Raw genomic sequence first — 18,536 nt, 5'->3', positions numbered from 1 at the left:
GGCTCAGCGCCCCTTGTAGACAGGCTGGCGCTTTTCCAGGAAGGCCTGGCGCGCTTCCTTGGCGTCGTCGGTCTTGGACAGCGCCATGGTGATGTTCTGCTCGAAGCGGTAGCCGTCGCGCTGCGGCATCAGGTCCATCATGTTGGCGGCCTGTTTGGCGTAGGCCAGCGCAAGCGGGCTCTTGGATGCCATCTCCTGCGCGAGGCGCAGGGCCGCGGGCAGCAGCTCGTCCGGCGGCAGCACTTCGTCCAGCACGCCCCGGCGGTACAACTCGGCGGCGGGCACGCGCATGCCGGTGAAGAACATGCGGCGCGTGAAGGAGCGGCCGAACATGGTTCGCAGCATCGACACCCCACCGGCCAGTCCCACGTTGATCTCCGGCATCGCGAAGCTCGCGTCCTCGGAGGCCAGGAAGATGTCGCAGGCGGCCATCAGGCCGAAGCCGGCGCCCAACGCCGGACCATTGACGGCGGCGATCACGGGCTTGGCGCACTCGCGGATCGCATTGCCGGTTTCGCGGGTCAAGCGGTTGTGGCCGAGGAAGTCGCCGGGCTTCTCCGGGTCCGGCCGATCCTTCAGGTCGGCGCCGGAGCAGAAATACTTGCCCGTGCCGGTGAGGATGGCCACGCGGATGTCGGCGCGTTCGGAGACCTCGTCGAACACATCGATCAGGCGCTGCCGCGTCGCGCGGTCCAGTGCGTTGACCGGCGGCTTGTTCAGCCGCACGACGGCGATGTACTCGGAAACTTCAAGGCTGACGTTCATAGTGAACTCCTGGAAAGGTTGGTTGCGGCGCGAGCAGCCGCGCCGCATGCGTGAGGCGGTCGCCGTAGCGGAATTCGGAGGCGAGCAGGCGCTGGGCGAGGCGCGTGGCCAGGACCTCCTCGCTCACGCCCATGCCGCCATGCATCTGGATGGCGCTTTCAGCGCAGGTGCGGGCGGTTTCCGCCAGCGCCACCTTCATCAGGCGCAGGGTGCGGCGCAGGTCAGCCGCGTCGCTGTCGTATTCCTGGAAGGCGTGCATCAGCAGGCCCTTGGCGCCGAGGTAGCGCACGTACATGTCGGCCGTGCGGTGCCTGAGCACCTGGAAGGACGACAGCGTCACGCCGAACTGGCGCCGCTCCTTCAGGTGGTTCACGGTCTGCTGGATCAGCGTGGCCAGCGCGGCCACGGTGTCCGTCGCCGTCAGCAGGAGGGCCGCGTTGTCGGCCTGGACCAGCGCGCGCTGAGCCTCGGCGCCGCGCGCGATGCAGGCCAGCGCCGGCTCCGTCAGGTGCTCCAGCCGGAAGTCGGCGCCGCGTCGCCCTTCCATCGTCCGGTAAGTTGTCGTGGGCGCGGGGATGCGCTCCTTGTCGACCAGGAAGATCGCCGCCTCGCCCGTCCCCTGCAGCACCGCGGGCACGAGATAGTGCGTGGCGGCCAGCGACACATCGACGCCCTGGACCACGCCGGTCAGCTCGCAGCCGATGTCCAGCTGCTTCGCCTGCACCGCGATGTCGTCCAGCGATGCGGACAGCGCGGTCAGCGGCGCGATCTTCGCGCTGCCCTCGCACACGGCTTCCAGCCAGCGCGCAGAAGCTTCGGGCGCCGCGCCCTGCAGCAGGATGGGCGCGACGGCACAGGTCTCCACCACCGGCAAGTGCAGCCCGTGCGTGGCGAGGCCTTCGACGATGGAGGCAAGGTCGGCCAGCGTGCCGCCGACGCCGCCGGACTCTTCGGGCACGACCGTACAGGCCCAGCCCATTTCCCGGATCGGGTCGGTCTCGGCGAAGTCCTGTGTCGCGGCGTGGTCCTGCGCGAAGCGGTCGGCCGCATCGAGCAGCATGCCGGGAAACAATGGCGTGAATGACATGGACACTTTTCAGGCTCCCAGCAATTCGTTGGCGACGACGTTGCGCTGCACTTCGGAGGTGCCGCCGGCAATCGTTCTCGCCCTCGTGAACATGTAGTTCTGCACCCAGGTGGCGCCGGGCACGCCCTCGCCGTCATGGGCGAGGAAGCGGTGGGCCGCCTCCGGCCCGACCGCATCGAGCGCGATGGAGGTCAGGCGCTGGGCGACGTCGCTGCACATCAGCTTGATCACCGAAGGCTGCACGCCGAGCGGACGCTGGTTCTTCAGGTCGTCCGTCGCATTGGCCAGGATGACGCGCGCGCCCTTGACGTCGGCTTCGGCGAGCAACAACCGGTAGCGCAGGTTGCTGAAATCCCGGCGCCCGACGGCGGCCTTCGCAGCCTCTTCCACCACGCGCGTGACCTGCCGGCGCACCAGTTCCAGCCGCGCGACATTCGCCGGCGGCAGGCGCTCGCGTTCCAGCAGGTACTTGGCGCAGGTCCAGCCCTTGCCGGCTTCGCCGATCAGGTTGGCGGCGGGCACACGCACCTCGTCGAAGAACACCTCGTTCAGATGGTGCCAGCCGTCGATGGTGCGGATCGGGCGCACCGTGATGCCCTTGCTGTCCATCGGCACCAGGATCAGCGAGATGCCGTCCTGCTTCTTCGCCTCCTTCGAGGTGCGCACCAGCACGTAGATCATGTTGGCTTCGTGCGCGTGCGAGGTCCAGATCTTCTGGCCGTTGATCACGTAGTCGGCGCCGTCCAGCCGCGCGCTGGTGCTGAGCGAGGCGAGGTCCGAGCCCGAGCCCGGCTCCGAGTAGCCCTGGCACCACCAGTCGGAGCCGTCCAGGATGCGCGGCAGGAAGCGCGCCTTCTGCTCCTCCGTGCCGAAGCGGATGATGACGGGGCCGATGTGGCCCAGACCGTGGTGGTACAGCGGCGGGCAATCGGCCTCGGCCATCACCTCCTCGAAGATCAGCCGCTGCTTGATGTCCCAGCCGGTGCCGCCGTATTCGCGCGGCCAGCTGGGCGCGCCCCAGCCCTTCTCATGGAGGATCTTCTGCCACCCCATGTACTCGCGCTTGGTGACCTTCTGGCCCGCTGCGACGACGGCGCGGATCTCCGGCGGGCAGGCGCCGCGGGCAAAGTCCTCCAGCTCGCGGCGGAACGCGGCGTAGGCATCCGCCTCGCCATCGGCGATTTCGGTGTTCGACATGTTGTCTCCTGTCCTGTTTTCTATGAGCGGCTGGGCTCGGCGGCCACGTCGCCGCCCGTGCGCAGCTTCGTGACCAGCTCGTCCAGAGCGGCAGCGGCCCCGTCCGCGTCACGCTGCCGAAGGCACAGCACGACCTTGCGCCGAAGCGGAAACAAGTCCGGCCGCAGCCGCACCGGGACCACGTGCGTCAAGCGCTCGCGCAGGATGGTGGTCATCGTCTGCGCCATGAGCATGAGGGCTTCGTTGTGCCCGGCTGCCGCGATGGCAGAGAAGAAGCGACTGGCCGACTCGATGCGTTGCGCGAGCGAGTCCGTGGCTCGATGCCGCTCGATGCCGTCGACGGCGGCCTCGATCGCATCGATCTCGCCTTCGGTGGCCCGTTCGCACGCCAGCCGCAGCAGCGTCCCATACAGCGTGCGATAGGCTTCGTCGAGATCGGCCGAGCCGAGCCGCCCCTGGATCACCAGCGTGCGAAGTGACTCCGCCAGCATCATGTAGGCGCCCTTGTAGAACACCAGCGCCTGGTCGGCGGGGCCTCCGCTCATGTGCTTCACTTCTCCGATGAAGACGTCGTGGTCGCCGGCCTCATGACGGGCGTGGACGCTGCACTCGAAGCTTGCCAGGCAGTCTTCGATGATCGGCATTCCGAGCGGCCCCGAGCGCCAGGCCACGCCCTCGAACTTGTCCGCGATCTTGCTCGAGGCAAAACGACTCGACAGCGCATCCTGGCGCTCGGACAGGATGTTAATGGCGAACGCATCGGCTTCGGCGAACGCCCCCAGCAAGCTGCTTGCCTTGCGCAGACTGAACAGCACCAGCGGCGGCTCCAGCGATACCGAGCTGAAGGAATTGCAGGTCAGGCCTGCGGGCCGTCCGTCGGCGGCACGCGTCGTGATGATCGCCACCCCCGTCGGAAAGCAGCCGAGCAGCTGTCGAAACAGCGTCGGTTCGATGGCATCGCGGTGCAAGGTCGTGCTACTCATGGCGTATGCCTGCGCGCCTCAGGCGGCGGCGGCCTCGGTGGCAGGCTTGGCCACGTGCGGCGGGTCGTTGGCGATCTCGCGCTGCACGGCGGGCATGATGACCTTGGCCCACAGTTCCAGGTGCTTCAGCATCGTCGGGTGGTCGAAGTCACCCATCTGCGTCTGGAAACAGTAGTGCACGGGCTTGATGGCGCGGATCTCGCGCACCACCCGCTCGATCACCGTGTCCACCGAGCCCACGGGCAACAGGGCACGCATTTCGTCCAGGGTCGGCTCGCCTTCCGCCATCGTCTCGGCCACCTGGTAGTCCTCGGCGATCTGCGCCGTGCGGCGCTTCAGGCTGAGTGCCACGCGGCGCTGGTAGCGGGCGCAATCGAGGTAGCGATCCACTTCAGCCTTGTTTTCGCTGGCGTAGGCCGCGCGCAGCACGCCGACCGGCACCTGGGCCGGGTTCTTGCCTTCACCCAAGGCTACCTTGTCGATCAGGGCGCGGGTGGCCTGCAGCTTCTCCACGCCGCCGTCGCCGCCGGAGACGAACACGTGGTGGTCGCCACGCACGGCGCGGGCAAGGAAGGTCGGGTCCACGCTGGTCACCCACAACGGCGGCATCGGCTGCTGCACCGCGCGCTGGCTGATCGCGCTCTCGGGCTGCTGGTAGAACTGGCCGTCGTAGGCGAACTTCGGCTCCTTCAGGCCCAGCTCCAGCATGTCCAGCATCTCCAGCGTGCGCTGCTTGGAGGTCTCCAGCGAAACGCCGAAGCGCTCGAACTCGAAGTGCTGGTAGCCGGAGCCGATGCCCAGGTTCAGGCGGCCGTCGGACAGCTGGTCCACCATCGCGACGTCGGCGATCAGGCGGGCTGGGGTGTACAGCGGTGCGACGACAATGCCGGTGCCCAGGCGAATGTTGCGGGTGACGGCGGCGCAGTGCGCGATCATCGTGAGCGGCGACGAGCACATGCCGTAGTTGCTGAAATGATGTTCTGCGAACCAGGCGCCGCCGAAGCCCAGTTCGTCCGCCAGCCGCGTCTGCTCCACGGCATCGCGCAGGATCTGGTGAGAGGTTTTGTGCTTGTTTCGCTGCTGCATCAGAATGAAGATTCCGAAATCCATGACGAGGCTCCTGGTTGGCTTGGTTGCGTGGAGCGATCTTAGGAACGGAGTGCCTGCGCCGCGCACCACGCCGCGCACACCTTCTTTGCGTTTTCTGAAATGAAGGCCCTCGATTCGCTGCGGATCTTCGTGACGACCCTGCGGAAGGGAAGCCTCTCGGCCGCGGGGCGCAGCCTGAGTCTTTCGCCCGCCACCATCTCGCGCCGCATCAGCGCGCTGGAGGAAGAGCTGGGGGTGCAACTGGTGGACCGCACCAGCCGCAAGCTCAAGGTCACCGAGGCGGGACAGGCCTTCCTCGGGCGCGCGGAGGTGGTGCTGGAGGCGATGGCGGAGGCGGAGGAAGCCGCGCGCAGCTCGAAACTGCTGCCCGAGGGCCGTCTGCGCATCCACTCGCGCACGCAGATCGGCCTGCGCGTGATCGCGCCGCTGCTGCCGCGCTTCGCCCAGCGCCATCCGGACATCCAGCTGGAGTTCGAACTCTCCGAACACCCTGTGAACCTGGTGGAGCACGACTTCGACATCGACATCCGCACCGGCGAGTCGACCGATTCGAGCTTCGTGATCAAGCGGCTGCTCAGCAGTGACGAAGTGCTGGTGGCCAGCCCATCCTTCATGAAGGTGCACAAGCGCATCCGCCACCCGCGCGACCTGCCGGAGGTTCGCTGCCTCACCTACCGTCGCGAGCACGAGGCCACCACCTGGAAATACATCGATGAACAGGGAGAACAGCAGGAGCTGGTGATCCAGGGCGTGCTGAGCTCGAACAACGGCGAACTGCTGCGGCTGGCCGCCATCGGCGGCATGGGGATCGCGCTGCTATCGGAGCCCACGGTGCGCAGCTGCATCCAGGACGGCTCGCTGTTGCGGCTCCTTCCCGATTACCGGTTCGCGGTGCGCGGGTTCTCCAACGGCATCTACGCAGTGTTCCGCCAGAGCCGCGCGCTGCCGCTGAAAGTGCGCGCCTTCGTCGACTTCATTGCCGAGGCGCTGCGCGAAGGCGACGCGGCCTGAGGCCGGCTTCAGTCCGCGAAGCGGTGCGCCGGCATCCCGGCGGCGGGCATCCCGCTCAGCTCGAACAGGCCGCCGTCCTGCGGCAGGAGTCCCGCGAGATGCGTGCTCCTGGAGATCGACGTGACATAGGCAACTTCGAACTGCGGGCCGCCGAAGCACAGGCTGGTCGGATGCGTTGCCGGCAGTTCCACCATCCGGTCGAGCCGTCCGTCGGGGGCGAAGCGGGCCATCTTCCCGATCCGCGTCAGCACGGTCCAGACGAAGCCCTGAGCGTCCACGGTCGCGCCGTCAGGGCCGGATCCGTATCCCTCGGTCTGCACGAAGACGCGCTGGTTGGACAACGGGCCTTCCGGCGCGTAGTCATAGGTCCAGATCGTGCGGACCGTGCTGTCGGCCACGTAGAGCGTGCGGCCGTCGAGGCTGAAGCAGGGGCCGTTGGTCAACCCGAACCCGCCCGCAATGCGCTCCACGCAGCGGTCGGGCCGCAGCCGGTACAGGCCGCCGAGGACAGCGTCGCCCGGCTGGCGGTTGATGTGCATGGTGCCGGCGATGAAGTTGCCCCAGGGGTCGCATTTGCCGTCATTGAGGCGCACGTCCGGGTGATCGATGTCGATGCTGGCCAGGATCTCCAGCTTGCGCGTGGCGAAGTCGTAGCGGGCGAAGCTGTTCTTCAGCGCCGCGACCACCGAACCGCTCTCGCAAGGCGCAATCGAGCCGACCGGCGCGGGCAGGCCGTGTTGCTCGGCCTCGCCGGTGGCAGGCCACAGCCGCTGTAGCGTTCCCGCCAGCGAGTCGATCCAGCAGACGGCATGCGCGCGCGCATCCCAGCACGGGCTTTCGCCCAGCAGGTCCTTCGTCTCGCCGACCCTTCGAATCTCCACGGTCATCATGGGGTCGAAGTTTGGCGACGATCCGGCACAGCCGGCGGCGCGCCCTGCAAAGCAGCTTTGCAGTTCCTGCGTTCCCGTGGTCCCACTCGGCTCCTAGAGTCGCCCGGATGAACGAACGAGCCGCTCCTCCCCCGCCCCTGCAGGGCATTCGCGTCATCGAACTCGGCAACTACATTGCGGGCCCCGGCACCACGATGACGCTGGGCGACCTCGGCGCGGAGGTGGTCAAGATCGAATCGCTGGAAGGCGACATGGCGCGCCACACGGGCCACTTCGGCCACGCCATGCTGCGCGCCTACAACCGCAACAAGAAGTCGATCGCCCTGGACCTGCGCAATCCGCGCGGGGTGGAGATCGCGCTGCGCCTGATCGAGCGTGCCGACGTGGTCGTGCAGAACCTGCGGCCGGGCGCCGCCGAGGCACTCGGATTGGGGGCCGATGCATTGCGCGAGATACAGCCGGGGCTGGTCTACGTCTCGATCAGCGGCTTCCCCGCGGGCGCGCCCTCGCGCGACCGGCCCGGCTACGACATCGCGGCGCAGGCGGAAAGCGGCCTGATGTCGGTGACCGGCGAGCCGCAGGGCCTGCCGCAGAAGGTGGGCGCCACCATCATCGACACCGCCACCGTGCAGGTGGCGGCGCAGGCGATCCTGGCTGCGCTCTTCCGGCGCGTGCGCACCGGCATCGGCGAAACCATCCGCATCTCGCTGCTGGAAGTGGCGCTGAACCTTCAGCTGCCGAACTGGAGCGACTACCTGGCGCGCGGCGTCGAGCCCACCCGCAGCGGCGACGGCCAGCCGCTGAGTGCCCCGGCGGCAGACATCTTTCGCACGCACGACGGCATGGTCGTGGTCTCCGCCTACGTGCAGGCTCACTGGGTGCGCCTGTGCGAAACCATCGGCTCCCCCGCGCTGGCGACGGACCCGCGCTTCCTCACCAACGAGCTCCGCGTCGCGAACCGGCCGGCCATGAAGGAGGCCGTGAGCGAACGGCTTTCGCGGTACGGCACGCGCGAGTGCGTCGACCTGCTCACGCGCAACAACATCGTGGTGGGTGTCGTGCGCAGCTACAGCGATGCCCTTGCGGGCGAAGACTTCCGGGCCAGCAGCATGGTCATCGAGGCTGCGCCGAACGGGGATCGCCCCGGCTATCGCAGCTTCGGCCTGCCCTACGACCTGTGCGACACGCCGCGCCTCCAGACCCAGGCCGCACCGGCCCACGGCGCGCACACCGAGGAATTGCTGCGGGAGGCGGGATTGAGCGACGCCGAGATCGCGGCACTGCGCGAGGCCGGCGTCGTGAAAGCCGATCAGTCCACCCGCTCCACTGGCGGCAGCTTGTAGCGCCCCTCCAGCAGGCGCTGCTGCGGGTGGTACATCCGCAGGATCAGGTAGAAGGGGGCGTCCGGCGCTGGCAACCAGTTCGACCCGGGCGTGGCAGGCCGCCGGTGGCCCACGTGGATCGTCAGTGCGCCGTCCGTGTCCCGCTCCAGGCCGCTGCGGCTGCCGAGCGCATGCCGGCCGAGCGGATGACCGGCCAGGAAGCGGTCGTCGCCATACACCGTGATGGACCAGAACGCATCCACCGGCAGGTCGCCGCCGTCCTCGAACCGGATGCGGTACGCATTGCGCCCGTGCAGCAGCTCGCTGTGCTGGTCGTAATCGGCCGGCGCGTAGATCGCCTCGTCCGCGGCCAGCGCGCCGATGCCTTTCCAGGCGGTGGCTGCGCGCAGCATGTAGTCGTTGCCGAAGCGGCCCAGGCGCGTGGAGAAGCGCCAAGGCGCCTTGGATGCGGTGTGGGTGTGGCCTTCGATCAGCGCCATGCCTTCGCGATACGCCCCGCGCAAGCCCTCGATCGCGGCGCCGCGCAACTCGGTGAGCACGCCATCGGATGGCAGCGCGATGTTCGCGGCGGTGAGCAACTCGAGAGGCGCGCGCTGCGACGGCGGCGGCGGAAAGTCATTGAACGCCCGCGCCAGGTTGGAAAAGAAGTCGAGCGCCGCATCTCCCGTGTCCTGCCACTGTGCCAGGCTCGCGAACGGCGCCGGCGCCGGCGCGCCGTGCAGCCGGAACCCGGCTTGCATCGCACGCGCCGCGGGCAGGTCCGCTTCGTCATCCACGATCACGCGGCCGAGCAGCCACACCAATGCGGAAGGACAACGAACGGCGATCGTGCCTGCCACTGCGGGCGACTCCGGCGCGTCCGGGCCCAGGAGTGCATAACGAGCGCCCTCGGGGGGCACGTTGCGCGTGCCGAGGTTCTGGAAGTTGTTGGTGTAGACATCCAGGAGCTCCACGACGAAGTAGCGGCTGCGCGCCGGGATCTCCAGCACCACGGGCCCATGGCGAAGGTCCAGCCAGGCGTTGCTGTAGAGCAGGTCGACGGTCGGCGTGTTGAAGTCGCGGTCGCTGTGGGTCCACTGCCGCGTGCTGTGCGCGATCGTGTTGAACGGCGCCCGACCATGGCCCGGCTTGCCGGACATCGCCTGTCGCCGGCAGGTCTGCAGCGCCTCCAGCAGCGGATAACCGGCGATCACGGCCGGCAGCGCGGCCTGCATGGCCCACCGGGCCTGGATGGATGACGGCGTCACCGGAACTGTGGATGTCATTCGATGAAGTGAACCAACGGATGGACGCAGGATAGGCCGCGCAGGCCTGCCCCGCGTGCACGACATACAAAGCAGCTTTTCATTCCCTGCACGTCCGCGCGTTGTACCCGGCCATAGACTGAGTCCAGGATTTACCTGCCCCTCCGAGGGGACAAAAGGAGACAAAGTGAGCTATCGGAAATTCATCTCGGGACTGCTGTCCGGACTGGTCGTGGCCCTGGGTTCGGCCCAGGCGCAGACGGCCACCAAGATCGTCGTTCCCTTCGCCGCCGGTGGCGGCACCGACCAGTACGTCCGCATCCTTGCAGCCGAACTGACGAAGCGCGGGACCCAGGTCATCGTGGAAAACAAGCCCGGCGCCAGCGGGATCGTCGCCGCAGACTACGTGGCGAGGTCGCGCCCGGACGGGCTCACCGTGCTGGTGTCGTCGCTGGGAACCCTGGCGAACAACACCGTCCTCTACGAGAAGCTGCCCTACGATCCCAACAAGGACTTCGCGCCGGTCACGCAGATCGCCTACCAACCGGCGATCATCGTCGGCCGGGCCGACCTGCCGTACACCAACATCAAGGAGATGGTCGCGTACGCCAAGGCCAACCCCGGCAAGATCAACCGCGGCTCCCCGGGCGCGGCGATCCTGACCAACCTTGCTCCCATGAGCTTCGAGAAGGCCGTCGGCATCAGTACAACCCATATCCCCTTCAACGGCGATGCCCCCGCCGTGCAGGCCCTGCTCGGCGGCCAGATCGACATCCATGGGACGTCCATCACCGGCTCCTTGCCGCATATCCGCAGCGGCAAGCTCCGCGTGTTGGGCGTGATGGACAGCCGCAGGCTGCCGCAGGTGCCCGAGGCGCCGACGTTCAAGGAGATGGGCTACGACTTCGACGCCACGCTGTGGTACTCGCTCTCGGTGCCGTCCGGCACGCCGAAAGACGTGATCGACCGTCTGAACAAGGCCGTCAACCAGGTGATCGCCGACCCGGAGTTCATCACCAAGGCCCGCGCCATTGGCATGGAGCCGCGCGGCGGCACGCCCGAGGAACTGGCGAAGTTCGTGCGCACGGAGCACGATCGCTGGGTCCCGCTGCTCCAGAGCCTGAACCTGCCCAAGCAAGTCCACTAGGTGATTCAAAGGCCGCCCGGGGGCGACGCCCCCGATTGGCGACGCGGACCCAAGCTCCGCGCCACTTCATCGAGCAGCCGCGGCACCAGCACGTTCTGCGACGACGCGAGCCATACGCCGTAGGCCTCCGACGACGTGCTCGCGCCCTCCAGCGGACGAAACACCGCCCCCGGCAGCGCGCAATGGCGCATCGCGTCGGGCACCAACGCCACGCCCATGCCCTGCGACACCAGCGACACCACGGCCAGCCAATGGCGCACCTCCTGGCGCACCTCGGGCCAGAAGCCGGCGTCGGCGCAGATCGACAGGATGCGCTCATGGTAGTCGGGCGATGCGCTGCGAGAGAACAGCACGAAGGATTCGTCGCGCAGGCCGGCGAGCGCGACCTTGCGCTTCTTCGCCAGCCGGTGCTGGGCCGGCAGGCAGGCGACGAAGGGCTCGGACACCAGCAGCCGGCACTGCAGTTCGGCCGGCACGCGGCGTGTATGGACGAAGCCGACGTCCAAGCGGTCGTGCAGAAGCTCGGCCATCTGTTCGCCGGAGTTGAGCTCGGCCAGCGTCACGCGCACCGCCGGATGCGCCGCCTGGAAGCGCGTCAGCGCCTGCGGCAGGCCGCGGTAGAGCATGGCGCCGACGAAGCCGATGCGCAGCCGCCCCGCGGATCCTTGCGCCACCTGCCGCGCCTCCATCCGCGCCTCGTCCGCATCGCGCAGCAGCGCGCGCGCCGAGGCCTGCAGCGTCTGGCCCGCGGCGGTGAGGCGCACCGCCTTGCTGTTGCGCTCGAAGAGCTGCGCGCCGACCGATTCCTCCAGCTGGCGAATGGCCACGCTCAGCGGCGGCTGCGAGATCGCCAGCCGCCGTGCGGCCCGGCCGAAGTGCAGCTCTTCGGCCAGGACGATGAAGTAGCGCAGGTGGCGAAGCTCCATGGCGAGGCCCCTTTCAACAATAGTCATATCGGATTGATCAAGACCAATTTGATATTAGACAAGAATCATCGCCGCACCAAGAATTCGGGGAACAAGGAGACAAGCCATGCCCAGCCACGCTGCGACCGCCGACGGCACTACCGTCCATCCCGTACCCGACCGCCACGGCCGGAGCCTCTACGCCGACGACACCGAACTGCACAGGTTGCTGGCGCTCTACCTGCCGGCCGACCTGCTGGCGCACATGCAGCCGCACTTCGAGCGCCTTGGGGCCCTGGCTGGTGGCCGGCTCGACGAGCTCGCGCACACCGCAGACCAGAACCCGCCCACGTTGACGCTGCGCACCCGCACCGGCATCGACGACCCGCGAGTCCACAAGCACCCGGCGTACGTCGAGATGGAACGGCTCGCGCTGAGCGAGTTCGGCCTCGCCGCGATGTCGCACCGCGAGGACACGCTGGGATGGAAGGGCCGCATGCCGCCGCTGGTCAAGTACGTGCTGACCTATCTCTTCGTGCAGGCCGAGTTCGGCCTGTGCTGCCCGGTGTCGATGACCGATTCGCTGACGCGCACCCTGAAGAAGTTCGGCAGCCCCGAGCTGGTCGAGCGTTTCATGCCGCGCTTGCGCTCGCTCGACTTCGACACGCTGGCGCAGGGCGCGATGTTCATGACCGAGCAGGCTGCCGGCTCCGACATCGCCGCCACCCAGACCCGCGCCTGGCAGGACGAGCAGGGCCAGTGGCGCCTGGGCGGCGACAAGTGGTTCTGCTCCAACCCCGACGCCGACTTCGCGATGGTGCTGGCGCGCGTCGACGGCGGCCCGCCGGGCATGAAAGGCGTGTCGCTGTTCCTGCTGCCGCGCCGTCTCGACGACGGCAGCGCCAACCGCTACCGCATCCTGCGGCTCAAGGACAAGCTGGGCACGCGCTCGATGGCCAGCGGAGAGATCCGGCTCGAAGGCGCCCTGGCCTACCTGGTGGGCGAGCAGGGCCGCGGCTTCGTGCAGATGGCCGACATGGTGAACAACTCGCGCCTCTCGAACGGCGTGCGCGCCGCCGGCCTCATGCGCCGCGCGGTGGCCGAGGCCGAGCACGTCGCGCACGAGCGCCGCGCTTTCGGCAAGCGGCTGGAAGACATGCCGCTGATGCAGCGCCAACTGCAGAAGCTGCGGCTCCCCGCCGAGCAGGCGCGCAGCATGGTGTTCCAGACCGCCCAGGCGCTGGCACGGTCCGACGACGGCGAGACCGCCGCCTACCCGCTGCTGCGCATCCTCACGCCGCTCATCAAGTTCCGTGCCTGCCGCGATGCGCGCAAGGTGACAGGTGACGCGATGGAAGTGCGCGGCGGCTGTGGCTACATCGAGGAATGGGCCGACCCGCGCCTGCTGCGCGACGCGCACCTCGGCTCCATCTGGGAAGGCACCAGCAATATCGTCGCGCTCGATGTGATCCGCGCGGTGAAACGCGAAGGCTCGCTGCCGGTGCTGCAGGCGCACTTCGAGGCGCTGGTCGACGACGCGCCGCTCGCGCCTGCCTTTGCCGCCGCGCTGCGCGATGCTCTCGCGCGCGCCGTAGCGCTGGCGTTGCTCGCGGCCGCAGACGGCGGGGACCGCCTCGCGCGGCAGGCCGCGTCGGCGCTCTACCACGTGGCCAGCGCCATCGCGATGGCCTGGGAGGGCGCGCGTGGCGGCTCGGCGCAGCGTATCGAATGGGCGCAGCTCGTACTGCTGCACCGCGTGTTGCCGCGTGACCCGCTTGCTGCATTGGCGGTGCCGCGCGACTGGACCGCCGATTCCCCGGAGGCCCTCACGGCCTGACCCCTTCTCACCCACACAACGACGGAGACAAACCCATGCGACTTCTCGCCACACTCGTGCTCGCCAGCGCCGCGGCCCTGCCCTTGCTGCCTGCGGCACAGGCCGACACCTTTCCCGACAAGCCCGTCACGCTCGTGATCCCGTTTCCGCCGGGCGGCCCGACCGACGCGATGGCGCGCACGCTTGCTGCAGAGATGAAGAACCGCCTCGGCCAACCCATGATCGTGGAGAACCGCGCGGGCGCCGGCGGCAACATCGGCGCCGACTACGTCGCGCGCGCCACGCCCGACGGCCAGACGCTGCTGTTCGGCACCTCGGGACCGTTGGCTATCAACGCCAGCCTCTACCGCAAGGTGAGCTACGACCCGGTGAAGAGCTTCGCACCGGTGATCCAGGTCGGCCATCTGCCGAATATCCTGGTGGTGAACCCCGCCGTGCCGGCGAAGAACGTGAAGGAACTGATCGCCTACGCCAAGGCCAACCCGGGCAAGCTGAGCTACGCCTCGTCGGGCAACGGCGCGTCGTCGCACCTGGCCGGCGTGCTCTTCAACGCCTCGGCCGGCGTCGACCTGCAACACATCCCGTACAAGGGCACCGGGCCTGCGTTGAACGACCTGCTGGGCGGCCAGGTGAGCATGAGCTTCACCGACGTGCTCACCGCCCTGCCCTATGTCAAGGCTGGCAAGCTGCGCGCGCTGGGCGTCACGACGGCCGAGCGTTCGCAGGCGCTGCCGGATGTGCCGACCGTCGTCGAGCAGGGCGTGCCCGGATACGAGGTGAGCGTCTTCTTCGGCATCGTCGCACCGGCCGGCACACCGCCCGAGCGCATCGCCAAGCTCAACCAGGCCTTCGTCGAGGTGCTCGACACGCCCAAGGTGAAACAGCTCTTCGCCTCGCAGGGCCTGGAGCCGGCGCCCGCCCACACACCGCAGCAACTGGGCAAGTTCATTCAGGCGCAGATGAGCAAGTGGGCCGGCGTGGTGAAGCAGTCCGGCGCGCAACTCGACTGACACCGCCATGAACGCATCGCCTTCCTCCACCGGCGCGCTGGCCGGCATCCGCGTGCTGGACATCTCCCGCATCCTCGGCGGCCCCTACTGCGGTCAGATCCTCGGCGACCACGGGGCCGACGTGCTCAAGGTCGAGCCGCCGCAAGGCGACGACACACGCACTTGGGGCCCGCCCTTCAAGGACGGCGTGGCTTCGTACTATCACGGGCTCAACCGCAACAAGCGCACGATGCACCTCGACCTCGGCAGCGCCGACGGGCGCGAGGCGCTGCTCGCGCTGGTGGCCGAGGCTGACGTACTGATCGAGAACTTCAAGACCGGCACGATGGAGCGCTGGGGCATCGGCTACGAGACTCTGGCGCAGCGCTTCCCGCGGCTTGTGTGGTGCCGCGTGTCGGGCTTCGGCTCCGACGGCCCGCTCGGCGCCCTGCCCGGCTACGACGCCGCGGTGCAGGCGATGACGGGCATCATGAGCATCAACGGCGAGGCTGACGGCGGGCCGCTGCGCGTAGGCCTGCCGGTGGTCGACATGGTGACGGGCCTCAATGCGGTGATCGGAGTGCTGCTGGCGCTGCAGGAGCGCCAGCGCAGCGGACGCGGGCAGTTCGTGGAGGCGGCGCTGTACGACAGCGGCCTGTCGCTGCTGCACCCGCATGCGGCGAACTGGTTCGTCGACGGCAAGGCGCCGAAGCGCACCGGCAATGCGCACCCCAACATCTACCCCTACGACGCGCTGGCGACCGGCACCGAACCGGTCTTCGTGGCGGTCGGCAACAACGGACAGTTCGCGGCCTTCTGCCGCTGCATCGGCGTGCCCGAGCTGGCGGACGATCCGCTGTACGCCACCGCAGGTGCCCGTTCCGTGAACCGCGAAGCGCTGAAGGCAACGCTCGAAGGCGCGATGAAGGGCTTCGACGGCAACACGCTGGTCGACACGCTGATGGCCGCCGGCGTGCCCGCCGCACCGGTGCTGCCGGTCGACGCGGCGCTGGCACATCCACACACAGCGCACCGCGGCATGGTGGTGGAAATGGCCGGCGGCTACCGCGGCATCGGCGCGCCCGTCAAGCTCGGCCGCACACCGGCGACGTATCGCCACGCGCCGCTTACTCCGGGCGAGGGCTTTGAAGCGCGCTGAGATTCACTCGTCGGGTGGCGCGGCTTCGAGGTCGGGCGAGCTTGCTGCCCCAAACGCTCCTGCAGGAACTCGATAAAGCGCTGCGTCTTCGCCGGTAGCAAACGGGTCTTGGTGAGTGCGTAGACGGGCGTCGGGTTGGCCTGCCCCCCTGGTAGAACCCGTCGCAAGCGACCGGCCACCACATCCTCGGCGGCCACCTCCTCAGGCAGCAGTATCACGCCCAAGTCCAGGGTCGCCAAGCGCCGGAACATGCCGACGCTGTTGACTTGATCGACCCCTTCCTGGGAATCGACCATGCGTGGATGAGTGCTCCCACTTCGCTGCGGCGGTGAAGTCGACCGGCCGCAGGAAGTTCATCATCGCCGGTGTGACCAATGACGTGTGCGCGGTCTATCCGGCGCTGACCCTGGTATCGCAAGGCTATGACGTGCAGGTGGTCGCGGACGACGGTGGCTCGCCGAGCAAGTTGGCCGACGACATGGCGCTGCGTCGCATGGAGAAGAACGGCGTCACACTGACCAGCACCAACCAGTTGATTGCCGAATTGGCAGGCAGCTGGGCCACACCTGAAGGCGGCCGCATCGTGCAGGAGGTGCTGATGGACGCACTGCAGGGTTAAAAATGTCGCATGCAGCCAATCGTTGAGCGCTGCTCGAGCCGCAGCGATTGGCATGCAGTCTGCTCTAGCTGTGATGTTTCAGTAGGTTGTTCAACGTCCGCTTGTTCCCCGTGGATGGCGCCGTGCAGCCACTTCAGCCGCCGAACCACTTGGCCGGCACGGTGACGAGTTGCGGGAACAGCACCATCAGGAACAGGATCGCGAACTCGGCCGCCATGAAGGGCAGCACGCCCCTGGTCACATCGTCCATCTTCATGCGCCCGACACCGGCTACCACGTTGAGCACGGTTCCGACCGGCGGCGTGACCAGGCCGATCGAGTTGTTGATGATGAAGAGCACACCGAAGTAGACCGGGTCGATGCTCGCCTGCTTGATCACGGGCATCAGCACCGGCGTCAGGATCAGGATGGTCGGCGTCATGTCCATCGCCGTCCCGACGATCATGCACAGCACCATGATCGCGATCAGCAGCATCGTCTTGTTGCCCATAAAGGGCTCGAGCAGCCCGATTACCTTGCCCGGCAGATCGGCCACCGTGATCAGCCACGCCGACACCAGCGCGGCCGCCACCAGGAACATGATGACGGCCGTGGTCTTGGCGGCACTCACGAACACGGCGTACAGCTGGCCGACCTTTAGTTCGCGGTACACCACCGTGGCGACGAAGAAGGCGTAGACCGCCGCCACCACGGCCGCCTCGGTCGGCGTGAATACGCCGAAGCGCAGTCCCACCAGGATGATCACCGGCAGCATCAGGGCCCAGGTCGCCTGGCGCAGCGCCGTCCAGATCTCGCGCGCCGATTTGCGCGGCGGCGGCACGATCTTTTCCTTGCGCACCAGGAACATCCAGGTCAGCCAGAGCGAAGCGCCGATCAGGATGCCGGGGAAGATGCCGGCCAGGAACAGCTTGGAGATCGACACGTTGGCTGCGACGCCGAAGATCACGAAGGCGATCGACGGCGGGATCACCGGCCCGATCACGCCCGAGGCCGCGATGAGTCCGCCGCAGCGCGCCTTGTCGTGGCCGGCGGCCACCATCATCGGCAGAAGCAGCGCGGTGAGCGCGGCCGCATCCGCCACTGCCGACCCCGACAGGGCCGACAGCAGGATGGCCGCGAGGATCGCCACGTAGCCCAGCCCGCCCCTGATGTGGCCGACGAGGGCCAGCGCGACGTCGATGATGCGCTTGGACAGGCCGCCCACGTTCATGATCTCGCCGGCCAGCATGAAGAAAGGTACGGCCAGCAGCGGGAAGCTGTCGGCGCCGTTGACCACGTTCTGCGCCAGGATCTGCGCATCGAACAGGTCCAGGTGCCACATCAGCGCCACGCCGGTGGCCAGGAGCGCGAAGGCGATCGGGATGCCCAGCGCCATGGTGCCGAGCAGCGCGCCGAGGAAGATGGCGACGGTCATGTCCTGCTCCTGGCCTGCTCGCTGGCGGCAGGCGCCGACTCCGCGTTCTGTCGCGCCAGCTGCGCCTGGAGTTCCTCGAATTCGGCGGCCTCCTCCGACTCCTTGACCATCACCAGTTCGTCGTCGCGCAACTGCCCGCTCAAGGTGCGCCACAGCTCGCGCAGCAACAGCACACCTGCCGACACCGCGAACACGACGCCGGCAAGATAGAAGATGCCGATGGAGGCACCCGTCACCGGCGCCTCGACCTCCCAGTTGATCTTGACCTGTGCCAGGCTGCCGGAGAAGAGCAGCCAGGTGACGTACAGCATCAGCAGCTGGCCCAGGACCAGGCAGACCTTCTTGCCGGCCACCGGCAGACGCGAGACGAGCATGTCGCTGCCGAGGTGCGCGTGCTCCTTCAGCGCGACGATGGCGCCGAGAAACACCAGCCAGACGAACAGCCAGCGCGACACCTCTTCCGACACGGTGATGCCGGTATTGAATGCATAGCGCAGCACCACGTTGCCGAACACCAGCACCACCATGATCGCGAGCGCCAGCGCGACCAGCGCATCGAGCAGCTTGCAGTAGCCATTGATCAGTCGGTTCATCGACGTCCCCTCATGACGCGCGGTGCGCGTCAGGTTTCAATCAAAACTGAGCAGCACCTTCATCGCCTGCGAGCGATCGGCCGCCAGCGCGAAGGCGCGCGCCGAGTCGCGGTAGGACAAGGTCGCCGAGATCAGCGGCTTCACGTCAACCAGCCCCTTGTTGAGCAGTTCCACCGCCACCGCGAACTCCTCGTGGAAGCGGAAGGCCCCGCGCAGGTCGAACTCCTTGGCCACGATGGTGTT

Annotated in this window: 16 protein-coding genes and 3 pseudogenes; 7 read left to right on the top strand and 12 right to left on the bottom strand. The window is 67.9% G+C overall.

The window, feature by feature from the left end; genetic code table 11:
• Window positions 1-3: 3 nt before the first annotated feature.
• Genes BLS74_RS31640 through BLS74_RS31620 form a run of 5 tightly spaced genes read right to left on the bottom strand, consistent with a single transcriptional unit; the run spans window position 4 to window position 5,142 of the window.
• The gene (locus BLS74_RS31640; RefSeq protein WP_093111667.1) at window positions 4-765 is read right to left on the bottom strand and encodes an enoyl-CoA hydratase/isomerase family protein; all 762 of its coding nucleotides are present in this window, start codon (window positions 763-765) and stop codon (window positions 4-6) included.
• Window positions 749-1,852: an acyl-CoA dehydrogenase family protein gene (locus BLS74_RS31635; protein WP_244504113.1), complete on the bottom strand. Its 1,104-nt coding sequence runs from the start codon at window positions 1,850-1,852 to the stop codon at window positions 749-751. The genes BLS74_RS31640 and BLS74_RS31635 overlap by 17 nt, the downstream gene beginning before the upstream one ends.
• A 9-nt stretch (window positions 1,853-1,861) precedes the next feature.
• Window positions 1,862-3,049, bottom strand: coding sequence for an acyl-CoA dehydrogenase family protein (locus BLS74_RS31630; RefSeq protein WP_093111663.1), 1,188 nt, complete (start codon window positions 3,047-3,049; stop codon window positions 1,862-1,864).
• A gap of 20 nt (window positions 3,050-3,069) precedes the next feature.
• Window positions 3,070-4,032, bottom strand: coding sequence for a flavin reductase (locus BLS74_RS31625; protein ID WP_093111661.1), 963 nt, complete (start codon window positions 4,030-4,032; stop codon window positions 3,070-3,072).
• Between the two features lie 18 nt (window positions 4,033-4,050).
• A complete protein-coding gene (locus BLS74_RS31620; protein ID WP_093111659.1) occupies window positions 4,051-5,142 on the bottom strand; it encodes an LLM class flavin-dependent oxidoreductase in 1,092 nt (363 codons plus the stop codon).
• A 99-nt stretch (window positions 5,143-5,241) separates the two neighbouring features.
• On the opposite strand from BLS74_RS31620, the gene BLS74_RS31615 reads away from it, so the two are divergent.
• Window positions 5,242-6,153: a LysR family transcriptional regulator gene (locus tag BLS74_RS31615; RefSeq protein WP_093111657.1), complete on the top strand. Its 912-nt coding sequence runs from the start codon at window positions 5,242-5,244 to the stop codon at window positions 6,151-6,153.
• A gap of 8 nt (window positions 6,154-6,161) precedes the next feature.
• On the opposite strand, the gene BLS74_RS31610 is transcribed toward BLS74_RS31615, so the two are convergent.
• Window positions 6,162-7,043 carry an SMP-30/gluconolactonase/LRE family protein gene (locus BLS74_RS31610; RefSeq protein ID WP_170855787.1) on the bottom strand — a complete coding sequence of 294 codons (882 nt, stop codon included), beginning with the start codon at window positions 7,041-7,043 and terminating at the stop codon, window positions 6,162-6,164.
• A gap of 107 nt (window positions 7,044-7,150) precedes the next feature.
• Between BLS74_RS31610 and BLS74_RS31605 the strand changes: the two genes are divergently transcribed.
• Window positions 7,151-8,386: a CaiB/BaiF CoA transferase family protein gene (locus tag BLS74_RS31605; RefSeq protein WP_093111655.1), complete on the top strand. Its 1,236-nt coding sequence runs from the start codon at window positions 7,151-7,153 to the stop codon at window positions 8,384-8,386.
• Here the strand turns inward: BLS74_RS31605 and BLS74_RS31600 are convergent.
• The gene (locus BLS74_RS31600; protein ID WP_170855786.1) at window positions 8,353-9,651 is read right to left on the bottom strand and encodes a DUF1254 domain-containing protein; all 1,299 of its coding nucleotides are present in this window, start codon (window positions 9,649-9,651) and stop codon (window positions 8,353-8,355) included. The genes BLS74_RS31605 and BLS74_RS31600 overlap by 34 nt on opposite strands.
• A gap of 166 nt (window positions 9,652-9,817) precedes the next feature.
• Here BLS74_RS31600 and BLS74_RS31595 point away from each other — a divergent pair, with 166 nt between their 5' ends.
• On the top strand, window positions 9,818-10,777 hold the full coding sequence (locus tag BLS74_RS31595; protein ID WP_093111651.1) for a Bug family tripartite tricarboxylate transporter substrate binding protein: 960 nt from the start codon (window positions 9,818-9,820) through the stop codon (window positions 10,775-10,777).
• Window positions 10,778-10,782: 5 nt separating this feature from the next.
• Here the strand turns inward: BLS74_RS31595 and BLS74_RS31590 are convergent, their stop codons facing one another.
• Window positions 10,783-11,703, bottom strand: a complete 921-nt coding sequence (locus BLS74_RS31590) for a LysR family transcriptional regulator (protein WP_093111649.1) — start codon at window positions 11,701-11,703, stop codon at window positions 10,783-10,785.
• A 106-nt stretch (window positions 11,704-11,809) separates the two neighbouring features.
• Here BLS74_RS31590 and BLS74_RS31585 point away from each other — a divergent pair, with 106 nt between their 5' ends.
• The 3 genes from BLS74_RS31585 to BLS74_RS31575 are packed head-to-tail and all read left to right on the top strand — an operon-like array spanning window position 11,810 to window position 15,667.
• Window positions 11,810-13,519, top strand: coding sequence for an acyl-CoA dehydrogenase family protein (locus BLS74_RS31585; RefSeq protein ID WP_093111647.1), 1,710 nt, complete (start codon window positions 11,810-11,812; stop codon window positions 13,517-13,519).
• A gap of 35 nt (window positions 13,520-13,554) precedes the next feature.
• Complete coding sequence (locus BLS74_RS31580) at window positions 13,555-14,529, top strand: Bug family tripartite tricarboxylate transporter substrate binding protein (RefSeq protein ID WP_093111645.1); 975 nt, start codon at window positions 13,555-13,557, stop codon at window positions 14,527-14,529.
• A 7-nt stretch (window positions 14,530-14,536) separates the two neighbouring features.
• Entirely contained in the window at window positions 14,537-15,667 is a 1,131-nt protein-coding gene (locus BLS74_RS31575) for a CaiB/BaiF CoA transferase family protein (protein WP_093111643.1), read from the top strand.
• A gap of 44 nt (window positions 15,668-15,711) precedes the next feature.
• Here BLS74_RS31575 and BLS74_RS35410 read toward each other — a convergent pair.
• A pseudogene (locus BLS74_RS35410) lies at window positions 15,712-15,933 on the bottom strand (LysR substrate-binding domain-containing protein); the annotation flags it as partial.
• A gap of 32 nt (window positions 15,934-15,965) precedes the next feature.
• On the opposite strand from BLS74_RS35410, the pseudogene BLS74_RS31565 reads away from it, so the two are divergent.
• Window positions 15,966-16,286: pseudogene (locus BLS74_RS31565) on the top strand (isochorismatase family protein); the annotation flags it as partial.
• 133 nt (window positions 16,287-16,419) lie between these two features.
• Here the strand turns inward: BLS74_RS31565 and BLS74_RS31560 are convergent.
• From BLS74_RS31560 to BLS74_RS31550, 3 genes and pseudogenes are all read right to left on the bottom strand, one after another.
• On the bottom strand, window positions 16,420-17,700 hold the full coding sequence (locus BLS74_RS31560; RefSeq protein WP_093111641.1) for a TRAP transporter large permease subunit: 1,281 nt from the start codon (window positions 17,698-17,700) through the stop codon (window positions 16,420-16,422).
• The gene (locus tag BLS74_RS31555; protein WP_093111639.1) at window positions 17,697-18,293 is read right to left on the bottom strand and encodes a TRAP transporter small permease; all 597 of its coding nucleotides are present in this window, start codon (window positions 18,291-18,293) and stop codon (window positions 17,697-17,699) included. Before BLS74_RS31555 ends, BLS74_RS31560 begins: the two co-directional genes overlap by 4 nt.
• Window positions 18,294-18,329: 36 nt before the next feature.
• Window positions 18,330-18,536: pseudogene (locus tag BLS74_RS31550) on the bottom strand (L-idonate 5-dehydrogenase); the annotation flags it as partial.

The organism is Variovorax sp. CF079, assembly GCF_900101545.1.
Lineage (GTDB): Bacteria > Pseudomonadota > Gammaproteobacteria > Burkholderiales > Burkholderiaceae_C > Variovorax.
Note: the sequence above shows the minus strand (reverse complement) of the source record. Positions and strands in the feature narration are given on the sequence as shown.